18 protein-coding genes are annotated in these 20,710 nt (G+C 66.2%); 11 read left to right on the top strand and 7 right to left on the bottom strand.

What is annotated here, in order from left to right; translation table 11 throughout:
* Positions 1–20: 20 nt before the first annotated feature.
* From JWS14_RS29430 to JWS14_RS29380, 11 genes are all read left to right on the top strand, one after another.
* Positions 21–752 (top strand): SDR family NAD(P)-dependent oxidoreductase, encoded by a 732-nt coding sequence (locus JWS14_RS29430; RefSeq protein WP_095861401.1) that lies wholly within the window; start codon positions 21–23, stop codon positions 750–752.
* Positions 746–2,056 (top strand): YlbE family protein, encoded by a 1,311-nt coding sequence (locus tag JWS14_RS29425; protein WP_095861402.1) that lies wholly within the window; start codon positions 746–748, stop codon positions 2,054–2,056. Before JWS14_RS29430 ends, JWS14_RS29425 begins: the two co-directional genes overlap by 7 nt.
* The gene (locus tag JWS14_RS29420) at positions 2,053–2,841 is read left to right on the top strand and encodes an SDR family NAD(P)-dependent oxidoreductase (protein WP_095861403.1); all 789 of its coding nucleotides are present in this window, start codon (positions 2,053–2,055) and stop codon (positions 2,839–2,841) included. The genes JWS14_RS29425 and JWS14_RS29420 overlap by 4 nt, the downstream gene beginning before the upstream one ends.
* On the top strand, positions 2,838–3,899 hold the full coding sequence (locus tag JWS14_RS29415; protein WP_095861404.1) for a hypothetical protein: 1,062 nt from the start codon (positions 2,838–2,840) through the stop codon (positions 3,897–3,899). Before JWS14_RS29420 ends, JWS14_RS29415 begins: the two co-directional genes overlap by 4 nt.
* On the top strand, positions 3,892–5,193 hold the full coding sequence (locus tag JWS14_RS29410) for a glutamine synthetase family protein (protein ID WP_095861405.1): 1,302 nt from the start codon (positions 3,892–3,894) through the stop codon (positions 5,191–5,193). Before JWS14_RS29415 ends, JWS14_RS29410 begins: the two co-directional genes overlap by 8 nt.
* Entirely contained in the window at positions 5,190–6,572 is a 1,383-nt protein-coding gene (locus tag JWS14_RS29405) for a glutamine synthetase family protein (protein ID WP_095861406.1), read from the top strand. Before JWS14_RS29410 ends, JWS14_RS29405 begins: the two co-directional genes overlap by 4 nt.
* A 25-nt stretch (positions 6,573–6,597) precedes the next feature.
* On the top strand, positions 6,598–7,536 hold the full coding sequence (locus tag JWS14_RS29400) for an alpha/beta hydrolase (RefSeq protein WP_206015001.1): 939 nt from the start codon (positions 6,598–6,600) through the stop codon (positions 7,534–7,536).
* Positions 7,533–8,264 carry an SDR family NAD(P)-dependent oxidoreductase gene (locus JWS14_RS29395; protein WP_206015000.1) on the top strand — a complete coding sequence of 244 codons (732 nt, stop codon included), beginning with the start codon at positions 7,533–7,535 and terminating at the stop codon, positions 8,262–8,264. The genes JWS14_RS29400 and JWS14_RS29395 overlap by 4 nt, the downstream gene beginning before the upstream one ends.
* Before the next feature lie 236 nt (positions 8,265–8,500).
* Complete coding sequence (locus tag JWS14_RS29390) at positions 8,501–9,976, top strand: flavin-containing monooxygenase (protein WP_206014999.1); 1,476 nt, start codon at positions 8,501–8,503, stop codon at positions 9,974–9,976.
* A 340-nt stretch (positions 9,977–10,316) separates the two neighbouring features.
* A complete protein-coding gene (gene acs, locus JWS14_RS29385; protein ID WP_206014998.1) occupies positions 10,317–12,251 on the top strand; it encodes an acetate--CoA ligase in 1,935 nt (644 codons plus the stop codon).
* A gap of 30 nt (positions 12,252–12,281) precedes the next feature.
* Positions 12,282–12,554: a DUF3263 domain-containing protein gene (locus JWS14_RS29380; RefSeq protein WP_095863565.1), complete on the top strand. Its 273-nt coding sequence runs from the start codon at positions 12,282–12,284 to the stop codon at positions 12,552–12,554.
* A gap of 722 nt (positions 12,555–13,276) precedes the next feature.
* On the opposite strand, the gene JWS14_RS51220 is transcribed toward JWS14_RS29380, so the two are convergent.
* The 7 genes from JWS14_RS51220 to JWS14_RS29350 all read right to left on the bottom strand — a co-directional run bounded on the left by JWS14_RS51220 (position 13,277) and on the right by JWS14_RS29350 (position 20,704).
* Complete coding sequence (locus JWS14_RS51220) at positions 13,277–13,405, bottom strand: hypothetical protein (RefSeq protein WP_257015815.1); 129 nt, start codon at positions 13,403–13,405, stop codon at positions 13,277–13,279.
* Positions 13,406–14,045: 640 nt separating this feature from the next.
* Positions 14,046–14,549: an acyl-CoA thioesterase gene (locus JWS14_RS29375; RefSeq protein ID WP_206014997.1), complete on the bottom strand. Its 504-nt coding sequence runs from the start codon at positions 14,547–14,549 to the stop codon at positions 14,046–14,048.
* A gap of 284 nt (positions 14,550–14,833) precedes the next feature.
* Entirely contained in the window at positions 14,834–16,288 is a 1,455-nt protein-coding gene (locus tag JWS14_RS29370; RefSeq protein ID WP_241031499.1) for an aldehyde dehydrogenase (NADP(+)), read from the bottom strand.
* 17 nt (positions 16,289–16,305) lie between these two features.
* Positions 16,306–17,064 carry a ribose-5-phosphate isomerase RpiA gene (rpiA, locus tag JWS14_RS29365; RefSeq protein WP_206014996.1) on the bottom strand — a complete coding sequence of 253 codons (759 nt, stop codon included), beginning with the start codon at positions 17,062–17,064 and terminating at the stop codon, positions 16,306–16,308.
* Between the two features lie 24 nt (positions 17,065–17,088).
* Positions 17,089–17,739 carry an HAD family hydrolase gene (locus tag JWS14_RS29360; RefSeq protein WP_206014995.1) on the bottom strand — a complete coding sequence of 217 codons (651 nt, stop codon included), beginning with the start codon at positions 17,737–17,739 and terminating at the stop codon, positions 17,089–17,091.
* Positions 17,736–19,268 (bottom strand): xylulokinase, encoded by a 1,533-nt coding sequence (xylB, locus tag JWS14_RS29355; RefSeq protein ID WP_206014994.1) that lies wholly within the window; start codon positions 19,266–19,268, stop codon positions 17,736–17,738. Before xylB ends, JWS14_RS29360 begins: the two co-directional genes overlap by 4 nt.
* Positions 19,265–20,704: an aldehyde dehydrogenase family protein gene (locus JWS14_RS29350; protein ID WP_241031498.1), complete on the bottom strand. Its 1,440-nt coding sequence runs from the start codon at positions 20,702–20,704 to the stop codon at positions 19,265–19,267. The genes xylB and JWS14_RS29350 overlap by 4 nt, the downstream gene beginning before the upstream one ends.
* Positions 20,705–20,710 lie beyond the last annotated feature (6 nt).

Raw genomic sequence — 20,710 nt, 5'->3', positions numbered from 1 at the left:
TGTTTGGAAAGGAACCCGAAGTGGGCAACAAAGTAATCGTCACAGGCGGCGCAGGAGTCATCGGACAGGCGATCTGCCGTCGGCTGCTGCAGAGCAGCTACACCCCGATCGCGGCGGATGTGAAGCAGGCGATCGACGCATTCGACCCGAATCAGGACGGACTGGAGGGCACCATCGCCGTGGCGATGGACGTCACCAGCCGCGAAAGTGTTGAGAGCGCCGTCGATTCGGTGACCTCCGGAGACGAGACGCTCGCGGGTGTCATCAACTGCGCCGGCATCCTTCGGGACTCATTCCTCGGCGAGCTCGACGAGGCCAAGCTGGAGTTGATGTTCCAGGTGAACATCGCCGGCATGGCACGCGTCATCGACGTCGCGGCACCCTTGCTGACCGAAGGCTCGGCCATCGTCAATGTAGGCAGCCTCACCGGGCACTTCGGCCGGTTCCGCGGCGCCTCGGTGTACGGCGCCACCAAGGCCGGGATTGCTGCGTACACCCGCTACCTGGCCGAGGAACTCGCCCCGCGCGGCATCCGGGTCAACAACGTCGCCCCCGGCGTCATCCGGGCCCCGATGAGCCCATCGATGGCGCGGGTCTCCGGCGGCGAAGAGGTCAGCGCCGGCTACGCGATGCTCAAGCGGATCGGTGAGCCCGAAGAAGTCGCCGAGGCTGTGGAGTTCCTCCTGTCCCCGCGCGCCTCTTTCATCACCGCCCAGACCCTGCTCGTCGACGGCGGTGTCACCGCATGGTGACCGCGAACGATCTCGCGACCGTCCCCGCCGAGATCTGGGGCGGGTCGGCCGAGGCTTGGGACGGGTCGGTCGAGGCCGCCAACGACGAGGCGTTTCGCCGCCTCAACGACGCCGACCCGTGGGTGGTCGACGTCCGGCCCGCACGCGAGGTGCTCCCCGGCTACCGCGACAACCTGGTGCTCACCTCCGGCGCTCCGATGCCGTGGGAGGCCTACGTCGGTGGGCAACGCGAAGCCCTGATCGGTGGCGCCATGTTCGAGGGCCTGGCCGCCGACCGCGACGAGGCGATCGCGAAGTTCGCCGACGGCAGCATCGAGATCGGCGCGTGCCACGACTACAACGCGGTCGGCTCGCTCGCCGGGATCTACACGGCGTCGATGCCGGTGTTCGTCGTCGAGAACCGGACCCACGGCAACGTCGGGTTCTGCAACTTCTACGAGGGCAAGGAACCGCGCCGGCTGAACTACGGCTGCTACGACGAGGGCGTCCACGAACGGCTCGAGCACGTCAATACGGTTCTCGCGCCCGTCGTCGGTGAGGCGATCCGCCGCCGCGGCGGCATCGCGCTCAAACCGATGATCGCCCGGGCGCTGCGAATGGGCGACGAGGTGCACAGCCGCAACGCCGCCGCCTCGATCCTGTTCAACCGGGAAATCCTGCCGTCGGTGCTGGACATGATCGAGGACTCCGTGCCCGGGGTCCGCGAGACCATGCTTCACCTCGCCGAGAACGACTACTTCTTCCTCCGCCTGTCGATGGCCGCGGCGAAGGCCTCCGCCGACGCGATGGTCGTCCCCGGCTCCACCCTCGTCTCCGCCATGGCGTTCAGCTGCCGCGGCTTCGCGATCAAACTTGCCGGCCTCGGCAACACCTGGTTCGAAGGACCGCCGCCGATCCACCAGGGCAAGCTGTTCGCCGGACACAGCGAGGACGAAATCACCTGGATGGGCGGGGAAAGCCCGATCACCGAGACCGTCGGACTCGGCGGCTTCGCGCAGGCCTGCGCCTTGTCGTTGCAGGACTATCAGGGCGGCTCCCCCGAGGTGATGATCGAACGTAACCGGGAAATGTACGAGATCACCCACGGCGAGAACAGCTCCTACCGCATCCCACTGTTCGGTTTCCGCGGCACCCCCACCGGTGTCGATGCCCGAAAGGTCCTCGACACCGCCGTCCTGCCAGTCATGGATGTCGGTCTCGCCGGTCGTGACGGTGGCCAGATCGGCGCCGGAGTGATCCGCGCACCGCGCGAGTGCTTCGCGGCGGCGCTGGACGAGCACGCCAAAAGGTATGGTCAATCATGACCGCGAGCGTGCCGGATCGGCGGTCGTTGCCGCTGACCTTCACCGGGCGGGTGGCGTTGGTGACCGGGGCCGCCTCAGGCATCGGTCGCGCCACCGCCGCCACGCTCATGGCCGCCGGCATCCGCACGATCTGCCTGGACCTGCGTGAGCCCGAGTCCTTTCCCGGGATTCCCGCCGACCTGCAGATGCGCTGCGCCGCCGACGTCACCGACGTCGCCGCGTTGCGGGCGGTTATCACCGAAAATACCGTCCCGGAAGGGTTGAGCTACCTCGTCAACTGCGCGGGGGTTCTCGACGACACCGGATTCGCGAACGTCTCCCGCGAGTCGTGGCTGCGGTGCCTGGAAGTGAACCTCATCGGTGCCTACAACGTCATCGATGCGGCCGGGGACCTGCTGCGCAAGTCCGAGTCCGGTGGGGTGGTCAATGTGACCTCGATCGAAGGCGCCCGGGTGGTGGCGTTGAGCAACCCGGACCCCACTCCCCAGTACGCCGCGTCCAAGGCTGGGCTGGCCATGCTGACCCAGTCCGCTGCCCGGGCATTCGCCGCCGACGGGGTCCGCGTCAACAGCGTTTCGCCGGGCTTCGTTGCCACGCCGATGGCGCTGGCGGCCGCGCACGAGGACACCGACGCTCTCCCGCCGTCACTGGCTCCGCGCGTTCCGCTCGGTCGTTTCGCGCGACCGGAGGAGATCGCCGATGCCGTCGTCTTCCTGCTCAGCGATCAGGCTCGGTTCATCACCGGGTCCGATCTTCGCATCGATGGAGGATTCACTCTCACATGAGCACCCTGAAGCCAGTCTCACCCGTGGTGGCGTACGAGGCGTCACTCGGGAGAAACGCACGCGTCGGCACTTGGGAAGAACTGGCCCAAGGGACCTTCCGCACCGCCGTCGATCGGTTCCGCCGAGGGCTGTGCGACGATGCGGCCGCTCTGGTCGAGGTCACCGTCCTCGAGGCCGAGGAACTGCGCGAAATCTACGAACAGTGGCCGGACCGGGCGATCGAGTGGATGACGACACACGGCGCTTCGGCGGACGACGTCGACGCGGCGGTTCGCCGTCTCACCGATCTGATCGGTGAGACGGCGATGGCCGGCATCGAGGCGGAGTGGGGACAATTCGTCCAGGCCGTCGACGTGGCGAGCGAACAGTGCCGCCGCAACGACCCCGCAGCGCCGGGAAGCATCGAGAATGCTCGACTGGTCTGGTTGGGTATCCACGACCGGGCGGTCGACCGTATCTCCGGAACGATCGACATCGCGGTCCGCCTGATCGGTGAGTCGTCACTCGGCGACCTGTGGAATTTCCTGATGGGCGATTGGTACGACATCCATGCCCGTCGCTACTCGCTGACGAACCAGAGTTGGAACGAATCGGCGCACCAACTGATGGTCGCTATCGTCGACGGGTTCCATGCCCACCTGACCGGGGTCTCACGACAGGGTGACATCGAGTTGATCGACGAGCCCGATCGCATCGGTTTCCGATTCGCTCCGTGTGGGTCCGGCGGTCGCTCGCTCGATCCCGACATCACCGCCGACCAGCCCCGCGCCGATGCCCCCTTCGGCTTCGCCGTCACCACCGAACCCCATGACTGGGCGTGGAACAAACGCGGCATCTGCTCCTACTGCGTCCACTGCTGTCTGCTCAACGAGGTCATCCCCATCGACCGCCTCGGCTACCCGACCAGAGTCATCGACCCACCGACGTGGCCGGAGAGCCGTGCCGACGCCACCTGCACCTGGTGGGTCTACAAACACCCCTCACTCGTACCCGATGCCGTCTACCGGCGCGTCGGACGCAACCCCGAACTCCGCCCGAAGGACCACAACCATGTCTAATCACGTCTCGATGACGCAGCTCGAGGTCCCCGACTACGACCTGGGCCTGCGCGGCAAGCTCGTCAAGTCGGACAAGACGGTCAGTCCCGCGAGTCTCGCCTTCTGCACCATCATCTACGGTCTCTCGTTGACCGACGAGGTGACCGACACGCCGTTCAGCAACGCCGAGAACGGCTACCCCGACATGACACTCGTCCCCGACGAGAGCACCCGGATCGATCTGCCGTGGCGTCCGGGGACGCAGGCGGTGATCGGAGACCATGTCGCACCCGATGGTCGCCCCTTCGAGGCGTCGCCTCGTGCGGTGCTCAAGTCGCTGATCGAGCGGTACCGCGCACTCGATCTCGAGCCCGTGCTCGGCTACGAGTACGAGGTGTGGATCTTCGAGGAGAACAAGGACTGCGAGCGCGGCGATCTGACGCGGTTCCAGCCCTTCGGGGCGACGGAGAACGCCTACAGCCTGACCCGTTCCGCGGAGATCGACCGCTTCGCCCAGCAGTTCATCGACCGGATGAACGAGATCGGCATCGAGATCGAGGCCTTCCATGCCGAACTCGGACCGGGTTTCTTCGAATTCACTCTCACCCCGCAGCCCGCGCTGCGGGCGGCGGACAACGCCGCTCGCGCACGCCAGTACCTGCGTGATCTGTGCGCCGAGCACGGACTTCGTGCGAGCTTCATGGCCAAACCGTTCGCCGACAAGTCCGGCGCCGGCGGGCATGTCCACTCGAGCCTCGCCCGCGGCGGCCAGAACGTCTTCGCGTCCGAACCCGGCAAGCTCTCCCCGGAGGGCAGTCACTATCTCGCCGGCCTGGTCAGCTCGATGCCCGACCTGGCGCTGATGTTCAATCCATTCGTCAATTCCTACAAGCGCATCGCGCCGGGAATGTTCGTTGCGGAGAAGGCAGCCTGGGGATACGACGACCGAAACGTGGCCTGCCGCGTGCTTCTCGGCGGGATCGGGTCGGCGCGCGTCGAACACCGCCGTCCCGGTGCGGATGCCAACCCCTACATCGTCGCCGATGCGTTGCTGGCCGGGGGTCTCGACGGCATCCAGCGATCCCTCGACCTGCCCCACTCCGGATCACGTGATGCCGGCGCGGTCGACCTGCCGAGCAATCTCGCTCAGGCCGTGGCGCTGTTCGAGTCGTCAGCACTTGCCGCCGATCTGCTCGGCAAGACCTTCACCCAGTCCTATGCGGCGACCCGACGGGCCGAACTCGAACGATTCGAGCAGTGGATGCACAACTCGATCACCGACTGGGAACTGTCCCGACACCTGGAGCACCAGTGAGCACACACATTCAGACCCTCGACCTCGACCAGTTCGAGGCACTCGTCTCCTCCGGGGAGATCGACACGATCGTCTGCGCGACCCCGGACCCGTACGGGCGCCTGGTCGGCAAGCGGCTGACAATCCAAGCGTTCCGGTCGCTGGGCCTGAGCGGCGACGGGATCAACGCGAGTAGTTTCATCTTCGCCGTCGACCTCGAGATGACTCCGCTCAACCTGCCGGTGTCGAACTCCGCCAACGGATGGGCCGACATCCGACTGGTTCCGGACCTGACCACCCTGCGGCGGGTGCCCTGGGAGCCGAACACAGCGCTGGTGATCTGTGACGCCTACGAGTGCGGCTCGGACACGATGCTCAGCGTGGCGCCCCGCACCATCTTGAAGCGGCAGATCGAGCGTGCCCACCGAGAAGGACTGGAGTTCAAGTTCGCCTCGGAGCTCGAGTTCTTCCTCGCCGCCGTCGCACCCAACGACGCCTGGCAAGCAGGGTATCAGGACCTGAAGATGCTCTCGAACTACCGATCCGACTATCAGATGATCCAGTCCGGGCGGGACGACTGGTTCATCCGCCAGATCCGAAACCAGATGCCGCAGTTCGGGATCTCGGTCGAATCATCCAAGCCCGAGTGGGGTCTCGGCCAGCAGGAGATCACCCTCGACTATTGCGACACCCTCGAGATGGCCGACCGCCATGTCCTGTTCAAGTACGGGATCAAGCAGCTCGCGCACCAAGCCGACTTGACCGTGACGTTCATGGCCAAGCCGAAGATCGACGACGTCGGCTCTTCCTGTCACCTGCACGTGAGCATGTGGTCGACCGAGACGGGAAGGCCGCTGTGCTGGTCGGAGACCGCCGACGGCGGAATGTCGGCGAAATTCGGCTCGTTCGTCGCCGGCCAGCTCGACAACGCTGTCGACATCAGCCTCCTGTTTTCCCCGACAGTCAACTCGTACAAGCGGTTTCAGCCGGACCAGTTCGCTGGATCGGCCATCGCACTCGGCGAGGACAACCGTTCGTGCGCCTTCCGTCTGGTCGGGCACGGACCGTCTTACCGGGTCGAGAACCGGATCCCCGGTGCCGATGTCAATCCCTACTACGCCTACTCGGGCACCATCGCCGCGGGGCTCGACGGCATCGAGCGCCAATTGCCGACGCCCGCGATCTTCAGCGGAAATGCCTGGGAAGGGCGCGACGTCGAACTTGTACCGACGTCGATGCACCGTGCGATCGATCTGTTCGCCAAGAACAAGATGGCGCGTGCAGCCTTCGGCGACGAGGTCTACGAGCATCTCCTCGCCTCCGCCCAGGCGGAGCTGACCTCCTTCGATTCCCACACGGTGACCGATTGGGAAACCCGCCGCTACTACGAACGTGTCTAACACCCTTGTCAATGAAAGGACCGCCATGCCATTGGATCCCATCGCCCAGAAGATGATCGACGACTCCCGTGCGTCGGGGCGACCGAACGCCCACCTGTTGCCGGTGGAGACCGCGCGGCAGAACTTCGAAGACACCTTCGGGGCGCTGACGAAGCCCGCGATCCATCACACCGTCGACGTCGAGATTCCCACGCGCGATGATGAGGGGATCCGCGGCCGGCTTTATCTGCCCAGCGAGGCGACCGACCTGCCGCTGACCGTGTACTTCCACGGCGGCGGCTGGTTGCTCGGCAGCATCGACTCCCACGACGTCACCACCCGGCTGCTGGCGACCGAATCCGGCAGTGCCGTGCTGTCCGTCGACTACCGCCGCGGTCCCGACTACCGCTTCCCCACCGCAGTCCACGACGCGATCGACGCCCTCGAATGGGCGATCAGCGGCGACGCCCGGCTGCCGGTCGACATCACCCGCGTCGCCATCGCCGGAGACAGCGCCGGAGGCAACCTCGCCGCCGCCGTGGCGATTCATGTGCGTGACACCGGCGTCGCCAGGCTGCGTCACCAGCTGCTCGTCTACCCCGTCACCACCTGCGACCTCGACCGCGGATTCGACGACGAGTACCAGGGAATCATGCTCGAGCGCGACGAGATGCAGTGGCACCAGGACAACTACCTGCCCTCCCCCGACTTCGCGCAGGACCCGCGGGTGGACGTCTTGTCGGCCGATCTGAGCGGGCTACCCGACACCACAGTCATCCTCGCCGAATGTGATCCGATCCGCCCGCAGGGCGAGCTGTACGCCGAAGCGGCACAGGCCGCGGGCGTCGCGGTCGAGGTGCACCAGACACTCGGCATGGTGCACGGCTTCTTCGGGCTCGACGAGGTGTTTCCCGCGGCCACCGCCGCCATGGAGTTCGCCGGTTCCCGGCTCGCTCGTGCCTTCGATCAGGAGCTCGTGCGATGACCCGCACCGCGCTCGTCACCGGTGCGGCCGGCGGGATCGGGCTCGCCACGGTACATCGTCTGGTCAAGGACGCTGTCCGGGTCGTGGCCACCGACGTCAAGGAACGGGTCGACGATCTGCCCAGCGGCGTGGAGTACGTGGCGTTCGACCTTCTTGCCGGCGAGCGTTTCGACGACCTGTTCGCCTCCTTCTCCGACGGCGGCCTGGACTACCTGGTCAATGCGGCGGGTGTGGCGTTCTTCGATCGCGACGGGTCGACGCTCGACATCGAGGAGTCGATCTGGGACACCACCCTCGGTATCAACCTGCACGGGCTGCGGAAGGTGATCAGGGCCGCGATCCCCCATTTGCGACGTGGTCAGGGCCGCAGCATCGTCAACGTGGCCAGCACCGCCGGGGTCCGCGGGATGGATTCTCCCCTCGACGCCTACCAGGTGAGCAAGGCCGCCGTGGTCTCCTTGACCCATGCCCTGGCGTTGCAGCTGGGCCCCGAGGGAATTCGGGCCAACACCGTGTGCCCCGGAGCGATCCTCACCCCGATGATCGACTACCTCTACGAGCGGGCGCCCGAGCGCCGCACCGACATGGAGAACCGGACACCGTTGCGCCGGCTGGGCCTCCCCGAGGACATCGCGGCCGCAATTGCGTTCCTGCTCTCCGACGAGGCGTCCTTCATCACGGCCGTCGACCTGGTCGTCGACGGCGGTTGGACAGCACAGATCAAGTAGCGACGCCGCGTGGTCGGGTCTCGGAGATCCGATCCCGGACACGCTCACACGCGCACCACCCCGGGGAGCCGATCCATCCCGGCCGCCCCCGAAAAACCCCTCAGCATCAGCAAATTTCCCTCTGGGGATTGACATCCACCTTAAAGGCCTAAATACTGAACCAATAGAGGTTTGGGGTTAGTCCACAAGGTCCCAGACTCCGGCCCCAGTACCAAGCCTTCAGACAGGAGAACGCCATGGCACCCAGCGCACGCGGGCGGACCACAGCACGAGTTGCCATCATCGGTTCCGGATTCAGCGGCATCGCAGCCGCGATCGCGCTGAAGAAGAAGGGGATCGAGGACTTCATCATCTTCGAGCAGTCCCCCGGACTCGGTGGGACCTGGTGGCACAACCGGTACCCGGGCGCCGAGGTCGACCTCGAGTCCCACATCTACTCGTTCTCCTACGAGCGCTATGACTGGAGCCGCACCCACGCCGGATGGCAGGAACTGCAGGGCTACCTCGAGCACGTCGCCCGTAAGTGGGACCTGCACAAGCACATCCTCTTCAACGAGAAGGTCGAGAGCGTGACCTGGTCAGACGAGAACCACGACTACATCGTGGCCACCGAATCCGGCACCGATCACGGACGGTTCATGTCCGTCATCAGCGCGGTAGGCTTCCTCAACATCCCGTTGGTTCCGCCGTTCGCCCGCGGCGAGAGCGACTACGAGGGCGCCCTGTGCCACACCTCGCGGTGGATCGACGGCCTCGATCTGACCGACAAGTCGATCGGCGTGGTCGGCACAGGCTCGTCGGCAGTCCAGGTCGTCACCGAGGCCGAAAAGGCCGGCTCGGAAGTGAAGATCTTCCAGCTCGAGCCCAACTGGTTGCTCCCCAAGAACAGCCGGGACTTCACCGAACAGGAGCGCAAGCTCAACCGCTTCGCACCGATCTACGCCTGGCGGCGGTTCAAGCTGTACGCCGACTACGACAAGCGGCAGTACCGGGCCAGTCACGCCCGCTCCGATGGCCGGACCAACAAGGTCAAGCGTCAGCAGTCGCTGGAATTCATGCAGCGCGAGCTCGGTGATCGTCCCGATCTGATGGAGCTGGTCACCCCGAAGTTCGCCTACGAGGCCCGGCGCACCGTGGTCAGCGACACCTACTACGCGGCGCTCAAGAGCCCCAAGGTCAGCCTGGTCCCCCACGGCGTCAAGGGACTCACGCGCACCGGCGCCGTCGACGCCAACGGCGACGAGCACGACCTCGACGTCATCATCCTCGCGACCGGGTTCGACGCAGCGAACTACCTCGGCAACTACCGGGTCCGCGGCGAGAACGGCGCCGATCTGCACGGCCACTGGGAAGGTGAGCCCGAGGCCTTCCTCGGGATGATGGTGCCCGGGTTCCCGAACTTCTTCATCATGTACGGCCCGAACACCAACGCCATTCCGCTGGTGTCCTTCTACGAGGCGCAGGCCAGCTTCGCCGCCGGGCTGATCTCCCGCGCCGTAAAGAAGGGCCACACCCGAATTTCGGTGCGGCGCTCGGCATTCCTGATCTACAACGACTGGGTACAGAGCGCGTTGGGTAAGACCGTGTGGGCCACGACCCGCAACTACTTCCAGGCCGGAAGCGGCAAGATCGTCTCCCAGTGGCCGTTCAGCGCATCGGCCTACATCGCGGCGACGAAGTTGCTGCGCCGGCTGGCCATCAAGACCGACTGACGGCCCTGAACTTGCCGGCACCCGCGCCCCAGCCTGATCGGGTGCCGGCATCCTGCTCCAGCCGTTGGACACCGGCTGGACCGTGGGAGGGGAAGCTACTCGGAGCTTCCCCTCCCAATTCGGCGCCACAACGCCGTGGGAGAACCGCCCGCCGCGACACCACCGTGTCGCGGCAGGTTACACCGCGTTCCCCGCGAGAGCACCACTCCACCGCACCAATGCCGTGTCGAACGAAGATCACCGGTACACCGTTGCGACAGAAGACTCTAGACCCGTGAAACAGGCTGGATGCCAGCCACACCCATGACTGCCGACGTCAGTCGAGAAAGAGATAGCCACCATGACGAGCGCAGCAGATACCTCCGAACTAGCGGCGTTCGCGCCGAGCCCCGAGTTCACCGCCGCGGCCAACGCCGGCCCCGAACTGCAGGCTGCCGCAGACGAGGACCGACTCGCATTCTGGGCGACACAGGCCGAGCGCCTGCACTGGCACACGCCCTTCACCGAGGTACTCGACTTCTCCGACGCACCCGTCGCGAAATGGTTCGTCGGCGGCGAGTTGAATGTCGCCTACAACTGCGTCGACCGCCACGTTCTCGCCGGCAACGGCGACCGCGTCGCCATCCACTTCGAAGGCGAACCGGGCGACACCCGCGACCTCACCTACAACGACCTGCTCACCGAAGTCAGCAAGGCCGCCAACACCTTCACCGACCTCGGACTCGTCGCCGGCGACCGCGTCGCGATCTACATGCCGATGATCCCCGAGGCCATCGTCACCATGCTCGCCTGCGCCCGCCTGGGCCTGACCCACTCGGTGGTCTTCGCCGGCTTCTCCGCCAGCGCCCTGCGCTCCCGCATCGACGACGCCGAAGCCAAACTCGTCGTCACCGTCGACGGGCAGTGGCGCCGCGGCCAGGCCGCACCCCTCAAGCCCGCCGTCGACGAAGCGGTCGACGGCGCGGAATCCGTCGAGCACGTCCTCGTCGTCAAGCGCACCGGCATCGACGTCGCGGTCACCGACGGCCGGGACCTGTGGTGGCACGAGACCGTCGACAAGGCCTCCGGCACCCATCAGGCGACCCCGTTCGACTCCGAACACCCGCTGTTCATCCTCTACACCTCCGGCACCACCGGAAAACCCAAGGGCATCATCCACACCTCCGGCGGCTACCTCACCCAGGCCTCCTACACCCACCACAACGTCTTCGACCACAAGGCCGGCCAGGACGTCTACTGGTGCACCGCCGACATCGGCTGGGTCACCGGCCACAGCTACATCGTCTACGGGCCCCTGTCCAACGGCGTCACCCAGGTGGTCTACGAGGGCACCCCGAACTCCCCCGACGAGCACCGCCACTTCCAGATCATCGAAAAATACGGTGTCAGCATCTACTACACCGCACCCACCCTGGTGCGCACATTCATGAAGTGGGGCCGCGACATCCCCGACGCCCACGACCTGTCCAGCATCCGGCTCCTCGGCTCGGTGGGCGAACCCATCAACCCCGAGGCCTGGAAATGGTTCCGCGAGGTTATCGGCGGCAACCAGGCCCCGATCGTCGACACCTGGTGGCAGACCGAAACCGGCGCCATCATGATCTCCCCGCTGCCCGGGATCACCGCCACCAAACCCGGCTCCGCGATGGCACCGCTGCCCGGCATCTCCGCGAAGATCGTCGACGACGACGCGAACGAACTCGGCGCCGGCGGCTCCGGCTACCTCGTCCTCGACAAGCCGTGGCCGGCGATGCTCCGCGGCATCTGGGGCGACATGGACCGCTACCGCGACACCTACTGGTCCCGCTACCCCGAGCAGGGCTGGTACTTCGCCGGTGACGGTGCCAAGTACGACGAGGACGGCGCCCTGTGGGTGCTCGGCCGCGTCGACGACGTCATGAACGTCTCCGGACACCGCATCTCCACCTCCGAGGTCGAATCCGCCCTCGTCGGACACCACGGGGTCGCCGAGGCCGCCGTCGTCGGCGCCGCCGACGAGACCACCGGCCAGGGCATCGTCGCGTTCGTCATCCTCCGCGAAGGTGTGGAGAACACCGGCGACACCCTCATCGCCGAACTCAAGGCCGAGGTGTCCCGGGAGATCAGCCCGATCGCCAAGCCCCGCCAGATCACCATCGTCCCCGAACTCCCCAAGACGAGGTCGGGCAAGATCATGCGGCGCCTGCTCAAGGACATCGCCGAAGGCCGCGACCTCGGCGACACCTCCACCCTCGTCGACCCCAAGGTCTTCGACACCATCCGCGGACCCCAATAGCCGACTCCGCAACCGAAAGATCGAGACGAGATGGACCTACACGAAAAGGACATGCTGGCCTTCGCACGGACCTGGCAACCCTACGGCGGCAGCGACGATCAGATCCTGCCTGAATTCGGCATCAGCGAACCCACGTTCTATCAGCGAGTCCTGGCCCTCCTCGCCCGCCCGCGTACAGTCGGCCTCGGGGATGAGGAGCGTAAAGCTCTGATCACCTTCTGCATGGCGAAGCTCCGGGAGTACGGCTACCCGCAGAGGGATAGGCCGGGAATGACGAGACAACGAGCAATACGGCACAGCTGAGATATCGGCTCCCGGCTTTCAGCCGCGCCTGCGGGCACGATCGAGACCCTCCCGAGCCAGTGGATTGAATCGGCCTTACGGCCGGCAAAGGTGCTGACCACTCCGAATGATTGCATGGGGACCGACTCACTGAGCGGCTGTGGTGATGCCGAAGGCTCCGACTCACACAGCCATGGAGATCCAGGGCGGCTATGTGCCGAGCCACGACTCAAGTGGGAAATATGCGGAATGAGGGCCGGTTGGGCAGCCGCGACAACGATACGGGGGTCGGACCGGGCCCGCGCATGGAGTTAGGGCGGGGCTCCCCGTCGAGAAGGTCGTTCGAACAGCCACACCGTCGGACTATGTGCACAGGCCTGGTAGCCGGACTTGGTGACGCGCTCCCAGCGTTGGGGCGTTGTCATCCGAGCAACTGCCAGTCGAATTGAGAAGCCCCCCAACAAAACGCGACTCGTGGCGCTCTGCGCCACCCAGAACGATCTGCACCGACCACCCATTCGCCTGGAGTGCGCGCCCAACACACCCCCACGCGACATCCCCGACGACGGGGTGGTGAACTGGTCGCGCACGTGTGGGTAGCATGCGGCGCCGACCTCACCAGTGCGACACTGCGATCTCGGTCTCGGCGACTTCAGTCAGGCACTCAGTCGCCCGCGTCGAACATTCCGCCAAATATTCTGCTAGACATACATTCCCAAAGTTCGGATAACGAAGTATGTCAACTAGTGGATCACAGAGCCTGCCCCTCCGGCGACACTCGGCAGATGCCGCACCCGATAGTCCTCGGCGCAGATCACATCGACCAGACACCCCACCCACAGCACCAGCACGATCAACCCGAGATACGGCATTCTCCCCACACCTGACTTGCCTCCGCTTCGCCGCGAAGACATCCTGTTTCTCGGTGTTCACATCTGCTGCGGCGGGCGGAGCGTTGCGGAGCAGTCGCCGAATGTCGCTGAGCCGCGCTATTGCGTGTGCCTCCGACAACCGTCGCAGTGGGACGGACTGAAATGTGAGCGCCAAATGCGCTGCCTGGAAGTCCCCGGTCTACACCGATGGGAGGGCAGATCGGATGTCCGGTGGTCATCGACTTCGGAGCGCGGATCGTCCTATTCGCGATGTGAACAAGTCGACGCGCACAGGTCATCGAGTTGAAGAAGGTTCGGACACTCCGTGACGCTGTCGACCGTGCACTGGTGTTCGCCTGCATGTCCGTGAAGAACCGCGAAAGCACGTAGGGCGGACGACCAACGATCTGCGACGACATCCAGTAGAGGAACCTGGTCCGCCCGATCGGAGGCCGTCCGACGGAAAAGAGGTCGTCGTACGCGAGATCCAATCAGATTTGATGCGGACCGGGTGGGGTGCTGTGTCAATCGCAGGGATGGCCAAATCATTCTTCCGCAACCTAACTGCAGACAATTGCCCGCCCTCCGGGAGAGAGCACGGTTGCCGGCGTGGGAAATGTTGCTGCTTTCGACGGCTTACTCACGTGGTGATGGACGGTGCGATGCCGTGGGGGCTGGCGAAGGCGTCGCGTTGGGCTCGGCGCCGCTGCCGTGCTGACTCGAATCGCTGTGTGTCGAGGTCGGTGTGGAGGGGGCGGGGTGCAATGGTCACGGGTTTGCCGTCGGAGTCGACGGCGACCATGGTGAAGTATGAGCTGTTGGTGTGGCGGCTGGCTCCTTCCTGGATGTTCTCGGTGTCGACCCGGATACCGATTTCCATCGAGGTGCGTCCGGTGTAGTTCACCGATGCGGAGAAGGTGACCAGTTCTCCGACGTGGATGATGTCCCGGAAGTGGACGCGGTCAACGGACAGGGTGACGACGTAGGTGCCGGCGTAGCGGCTCGCGCAGCTGTAGGCGACCTGGTCGAGCAGTTTGAGCAGGCTGCCGCCGTGGACGTTGCCGGAGAAGTTGGCCATGTCCGGGGTCATCAGCACGGTCATCGACAGTGATGTCGGGCGGGTGATGGGGTCGTTCGCTGGCATGCGTTCTCCGTGGGTCTGGTGGTGGCAGGCGGGCTGTCCGCGGCCGAGTGCGGTGTTGTAGCGATACCGCGTTGTAGCGCTACAACACCGCGTTGCCCCGGCTCCTTGGCGTGAATGTGCGTCCGCAGTGCACCGTTGCGGGCGCGGTGCCACGCGACGACGTCAGTGCCGGCGCCGTCTGTGGTCGAGACGATGATCGGCGGCGCTGGTAGTGCCGCCCTCGTCGTCTGACGGCACGGGCGAAAGTACCCGCAGCGCACTTTTCGTGCGCCAATTTCAGAGGGTCAGCTCCGCCCCCAGAGCTTCGATTGCCCTGCCGGTGACCGTTTTTGGGGAATGTTCCATGGGTTCGCTTCCTGCAGTGGTTCGGGGAGCCAGGAGTCGAAGTAGTTCTGGAAGGCGACGGGGCGGAGGAATCGCTCGACGGCTGCGGTTCCGACCGCGGTGTGCAGTGGTGAGGTCGTCGACGGGAAGGGTCCGCCGTGGTGCTGTGCGGGTGTGACCGATACGCCGGTTGGCCACTCGTTGAGGATCAGTCGCCCGGTTCGCGTCTCCGCCAGACGGCGGAGGTCGTCGAGTGCGTCCGCGTCGGCTTCTTCTGCGTGCAGGGTGATGGTGAGCGAGCCGTGCAGGCGGTCGGCGGCGTCGGTGAGCTGCTTGACGTCGGTGTACTCGACGATGATCGAGAACGGGCCGAAGGCCTCGGTGAGCACGTTGTCCGAGTGCTCGACGAAGGTGGGGTAGTCGATGGCCAGGAGTGCGGGCTGGTGGCATCCATCGACTGTTGTCGGTTCGACGAGCATCCGGCCGCCGATCTGATCGCCGATCTCCTTCAACCGGTCGGCGAAGCCGGAGGTGATGGAGTCGGTAAGGAGTGCGCCGGTGCGTTTTCCGCCGATCCGTTCGGTGAGGACACCTTCGAGGCCGTGGCCGGTGGGCAGGAACACGATGCCGGGCTTGGTGCAGAACTGGCCGCTTCCGAGGGTGAAGGAGTCGACGAAGCCCTCGGCGATCGCCTGGCCACGCGCGTCGATGGCGGCCTGGCTGACGAAGACGGGGTTGATGCTTCCCAGCTCTCCATAGAACGGGATGGGTCGCGGTCGTTCGGCCGCGATCCCTGCCAGGAACAAGCCTCCGCGCACCGATCCGGTGAAGGTTGCCGCGTCGACGCGGTCGTCGCGGAGCGCGTCCACGCCGGCGTCGCGGCCCTCGATGAGATGGAAGGCTCCGGCCGGGGCGCCTGTATCGGTGAGCGCCGCGGAGACGAGCCGTGCGGTGAGTTCACTGAGTTTCGGGTGCCCTTCGTGGGCTTTCACGATCACCGGGCATCCGGCGGCCAGCGCCGATGCGGTATCGCCGCCCGCAACCGAGAACGCGAACGGGAAGTTGCTTGCCGCGAAGTTGAGGACGACACCGATCGGCACCCGCATGCGGCGCAGGTTCGGCCTGGGTCCGGAACCGAAGTCCGGATCGGGGTCGTCGATGCGGGCGTCGAGGAACTCGCCGGTCCGCGCTTGTTCGGCGAACATCCGCAATTGCATCGTGGTTCGGGCGAGTTCGCCCCGCAGTCGGGGTTCCGGGAGGTGCGTTTCTTCCATCGCGACGGGCACCAGTTCGTCGGCTGCGGCGTCGAGACGGTCCGCGATTTCCACCAGTTGGGTGTACCGCTGTTGTGGGGTGTGACGGGCAAACTCGGCGTTGGCGGCTGTCGCCTGGTCCAGCACGGTGTCCAGGTCCATGTCTGTACCTGCTCCTCTCATTTGCGCCACGCCGGGATCCTGGCGGCATTCCGGTGTGGCAGTTCGATGAGTTTCGCGGCCCCGTCCGGGGAAGCCATGAGAATTTCGTGGGCGATGCCGGTGAACAGACCGTTCTCGACGACGCCGGCGATCCAGTTGAGGTTCGTGTCGAGCAGGGCCTTGTCGGTGATCGCGACCATGTGGGCGTCGAGGATGAAGTTGCCGCTGTCGGTGACCACGGGCTGCCCGTTCCGGTGTCGCTGAACGATCTCGATGTCGGTGTAGCCGAGGTCGGTCAGCAGTGCGGAGATCGATCGCCGGGTCGCCTTCCACCCGAACGGGATGACCTCGATCGGAAGTGGGAACGAGCCGAGCTGCTCGACGAGTTTGGTGTCGTCTGCGATGCACACCATCTTCGACGAGGCCTCGGCGACCATGCGTTCCCACAGCAGGCAGGCGCCGCCGCCCTTGATCATGTCGCCGTCGTGGTCGACCTCGTCGGGCCCGTCCAGGGTCACGTCGAGCGGGCGGTCGAGGTCGTTGAGATCGACGAGGGTGATGCCGACGGACAGGGCCAGGTCGCGGGTTGCGGTGGAGGTGGGGACACCGACGACATCGAGGCCGTCGGCGACCTTCTCGCCGAGGGCGCGGACGAACCACGCGGACGTCGTTCCGGAGCCGAGTCCGAGTCGGGCACCGTCGTGCGCGTAGCGCTCCACCGCGGCCCGGCCGACGGCGTATTTCGCCGCGTCCTGCGGAGTTTCGGTCGTGTACATGTGGAGGAGTTCCTTTCGGGTGGTTCAGACGAGGGTGAGCAGGTCGTCGAAGGAGTCGAGCCGGAAGTCGGCATCGATATCGGAATGTCCCCAGCTCACATGGGCGTAGCGGATGCCTGCGGCTGCCGCGGTGTCGCGGTCGATGTCGGTGTCACCGACGTAGAGCACTTCCGAGGGGGCGCCGAGGGCGGCGATGGTGTCGGTGAGGTGCCGGGGATCGGGCTTGGGCCCGTCGGTGGCGTCGGAACCGATGACCGCCCCGATGATCTTCCCGAGCCCGAGTGCATCGAGGACCGCATGGGCGATGGGTGTGCGCTTGTTGGTGCAGACTCCGAGCTGGATGCCCCGGGCGTCCAGTTCGGTGAGCACGGCGGCGGCGGTGTCGATCAGGCGGGTCTTTCTCGCCGGATTCGCGCGGTAACACTCGGAGTATGTCCGGAGGACGTCGTCGACGATCGGTGCGGTGACGGGCAGGCCGGCGACCCGCAGGCACTGTTCGACAAGTACGCGGGGGCCACCGCCGAGGGCGGCGGCGACCTGTGCGACCGTGACCCGGTGATCGCCGTGCCGGGCCAGCGCCTCGTTCATGGCCGCGGCGATGTCCTCACTGCTGTCGACCAGGGTGCCGTCGAGATCGAAGACGACTGCCGTGAATTTCGTCTGAGTGGTGCTCATGTCTTCCTTGCGATGTCGATGTCGGAGAACACGTCGGTGAAGTGCCCGAACAGGTTTCGGTAACCCTCGAAGATCCGGGTGTAGCGGGTGGCTTCGGTGGGACCGGGGAGATGCCGCGAGGACACCTGCAGGTGCCCGTACGCGTCGTCGAACGAATCCCAGGTGCCGGCTCCGACACCGGAGACGATCGCGGCACCGTACGCGCCGCCTTCGCTGCTACCGGTCATGGTGACGACCTCGGTGTCGAACACGTCGGCCATCGTCTGCAGCCAGAACCCGTCGCGGGTGGCCCCGCCGGAGGCGATGATCCGGTCGCACGGAATCCCCAGCTCGGTGAAGGATTCGAGGATCTGACGCATGTTGAGCAGCGCGCCCTCGATCACGGCGCGCACGAGGTGCCCGAGCCCGTGCATCCGGGTCAGCCCGACCATGGCCCCGCTCGCCGACGGGGCGTAGTGCGGAGACCGCTCGCCGGCCAGGTACGGCAGGAAGAGCAGGCCGTCGGCGCCGACCGGCACCTTCTTGGCGAGGTCGATGAGTTCGGTGAAGCTGACGTCCTGGGCCCCCGGCAGCTGGTGGAGGACGTCGGCGAGCCATTGCAGTCCCCCGGCGGCGGACAGGGACACTCCCATGACGTGCCAGTAGCCGGGCTGGTTGTAACAGGACACCTGCACCGCGCCGGTGACGTTGTCCGGGCAGGACTGGGAGACCGCGGCCACGATGCCGGCCGTGCCGAGGGTGACTCCGATGTCGCCGGGGCGGGCGATGCCCATCGAGGCCGTTTGGACGACCGCGTCCCCACCGCCGCCGTAGACCTGGACGTCCTCGCGCAGGTTCCAGGCGCGGGCGATGTCCGGGAGCAGGGTGCCGGTGGGTTCGGGAGACTCGACGACCTCGGGGAGCATCGACTCGCGCACCCCGACCGCTGCGAGCATCACCGGGGACCACGTGCGGTTGGCGACGTCGAAGAGGCCTGTTCCGGATGCCTCGGACACCTCGGTGACGAAGCGTCCGTTCATCCGCCAGCGCAGGTAGTCCTTCGGGTTGAGGATCCGGTGCGTGCGGGCGAAGATCTCGGGTTCGTGATCGCGCAGCCAGGCCACCTTGCCTGCGGTGAATCCGGTGATGAGCCGGTTGGCGGTGGCGCCGAGGACCGCGTCGGGGCCGCCCACGGTGTCGGTGATCGCGACGCATTCGGCTTCGCACCGTTGGTCGTTCCAGAGGATGGCGCGCCGGATGACGGTGCCGGTGTCGTCGAGGGCCACCAGGCCGTGCATCTGCCCGCTCAATCCGATGGCGACGATCTCGTCACCGTGGTCCGGCAGCTGTGCGGTGACCTCGGTGATGCAGGCATCGGTGGCCGCCCACCAGTCGTCCGGGTTCTGCTCCGACCACCCGTGGCGGTCGGCGAACAGCGGGTATTCACGCACGGCGGTGGTGATCACCGCACCGGTGTGGTCCACGACGACGACCTTGCAGGACGAGGTCCCGATGTCGACGCCGAGGTGCAATCTCGGTGTGGTGGTCATTGCCGTGTCCCGTACTGGATGCGGAGGTGCTTGTACTGCAGGTACCCCTCCAGCCCGGCCTTGCCGTGCTCGACGCCGAAGCCGCTGCCTTTGCGGCCGCCGTAGGGAGCGTTCATGATTCCGGCGTCGACGTTGTTGACGGCGACATTGCCGAAATCGAGCAGCCGCCCGAGGTCGTGCGCCTGCGTGAGATCACCGGTGTAGACGTAGGCCGCGAGCCCGGCTTCGGTGCCGTTGGCGAGGTCGACGGCCTTGGCCAGGTCACTGAACGGCATGACTCCGACGACGGGGCCGAACGTCTCCTCGCGCATCACGAGCATGTCCGGGTTGCAGCCGGCGATGACCGTCGGCTGATAGAAGTTCCCGGGCGCGAGCGTCTCGATCCGCGTGCCACCGGTGGTGACGGTGGCGCCCCGGGCGACGGCGTCGCGCACGTGCTGGTCGACGACGTCGACGCCGGCGCGGGTCGCCATCGGTCCGACGTCGACGGCGGGGTCCATGCCGTTGCCGACGGTCAGCTCGGACACCTTCGCGGTGAGGCGGTCGACGAACTCGGAGTACACCGTTTCGTGCACGTAGATGCGGTTGATGGCGATGCAGATCTGTCCGGCGTTGCGGAACCCGCGGCGCGCGGCGCCGGCGACGGCGGCGTCGATGTCGGCGCGGTCGGTGACGATCATCGGGCACGAGCCGCCCAATTCCATCGTGAGGGGTTTCGCGGCGGGCACGCCGCGGGCGATCTTGCCGCCCGTTGCCGTCGATCCGGTGAACGCCAGCTTGTCGAATCCGGGGTGACCGGCCACGGCCGGGCCCGTCTCGCCGCCACCGAGGACCAGGTTCGCCACCCCGGCCGGCAGTCCCGCTTCGTCGATGCAGGAGAACAGCAGTGCCGGGGACAGCGAGGCGTACTGCGACGGCTTGATCACGATCGTGCAGCCGGCCGCGAGGGCGGCGCAGAGCTTCCACCCGACCAGTTCGAGCGGGTAGTTCCACGGGGTGATCGCCCCGATGACGCCGATCGGTTCCTGGACGACCAGGCTGGCGAAGCCGTCGACGTCGTTGGGGATCACCTCCCCGTGGATCCGGGTGGCCTCTTCGGCGTAGAAGTGGAACGCCTTGGCGAGTTTGTCGACCTCGCCGGTCGCCTCCCCGATCGTCTTGCCCATCTCGGTGGTGATCGCTTCGGCGAGTTCGCGTTCGCGGGTCTTGACGATGTCGCCGATGCTGTGGAGGTGGCGGGCTCGCACGGTCGGGTTGACGTGCCGCCAGTCGGCGAAGGCGCGGCGGGCCGCGGTGACGGCGGCGTCGACGTCGGTGGCGGTCGAGGCGGGGACCTCGGCGATGACCTTTTCGTCGGCCGGGTTGAGCGCCTTGAAGGTCGTCTCGCTCCGGACCCACCCGCCGTCGATGTAGTTGTTCAGTGTCGTGATCGTCATGGCATG

The sequence above is a fragment of the Rhodococcus koreensis genome (assembly GCF_017068375.1).
Taxonomy (GTDB): domain Bacteria; phylum Actinomycetota; class Actinomycetes; order Mycobacteriales; family Mycobacteriaceae; genus Rhodococcus_F; species Rhodococcus_F koreensis.
The sequence above is the reverse complement of the archived record's forward strand: the minus strand, read 5'-3'. Positions and strand labels throughout refer to the sequence as shown.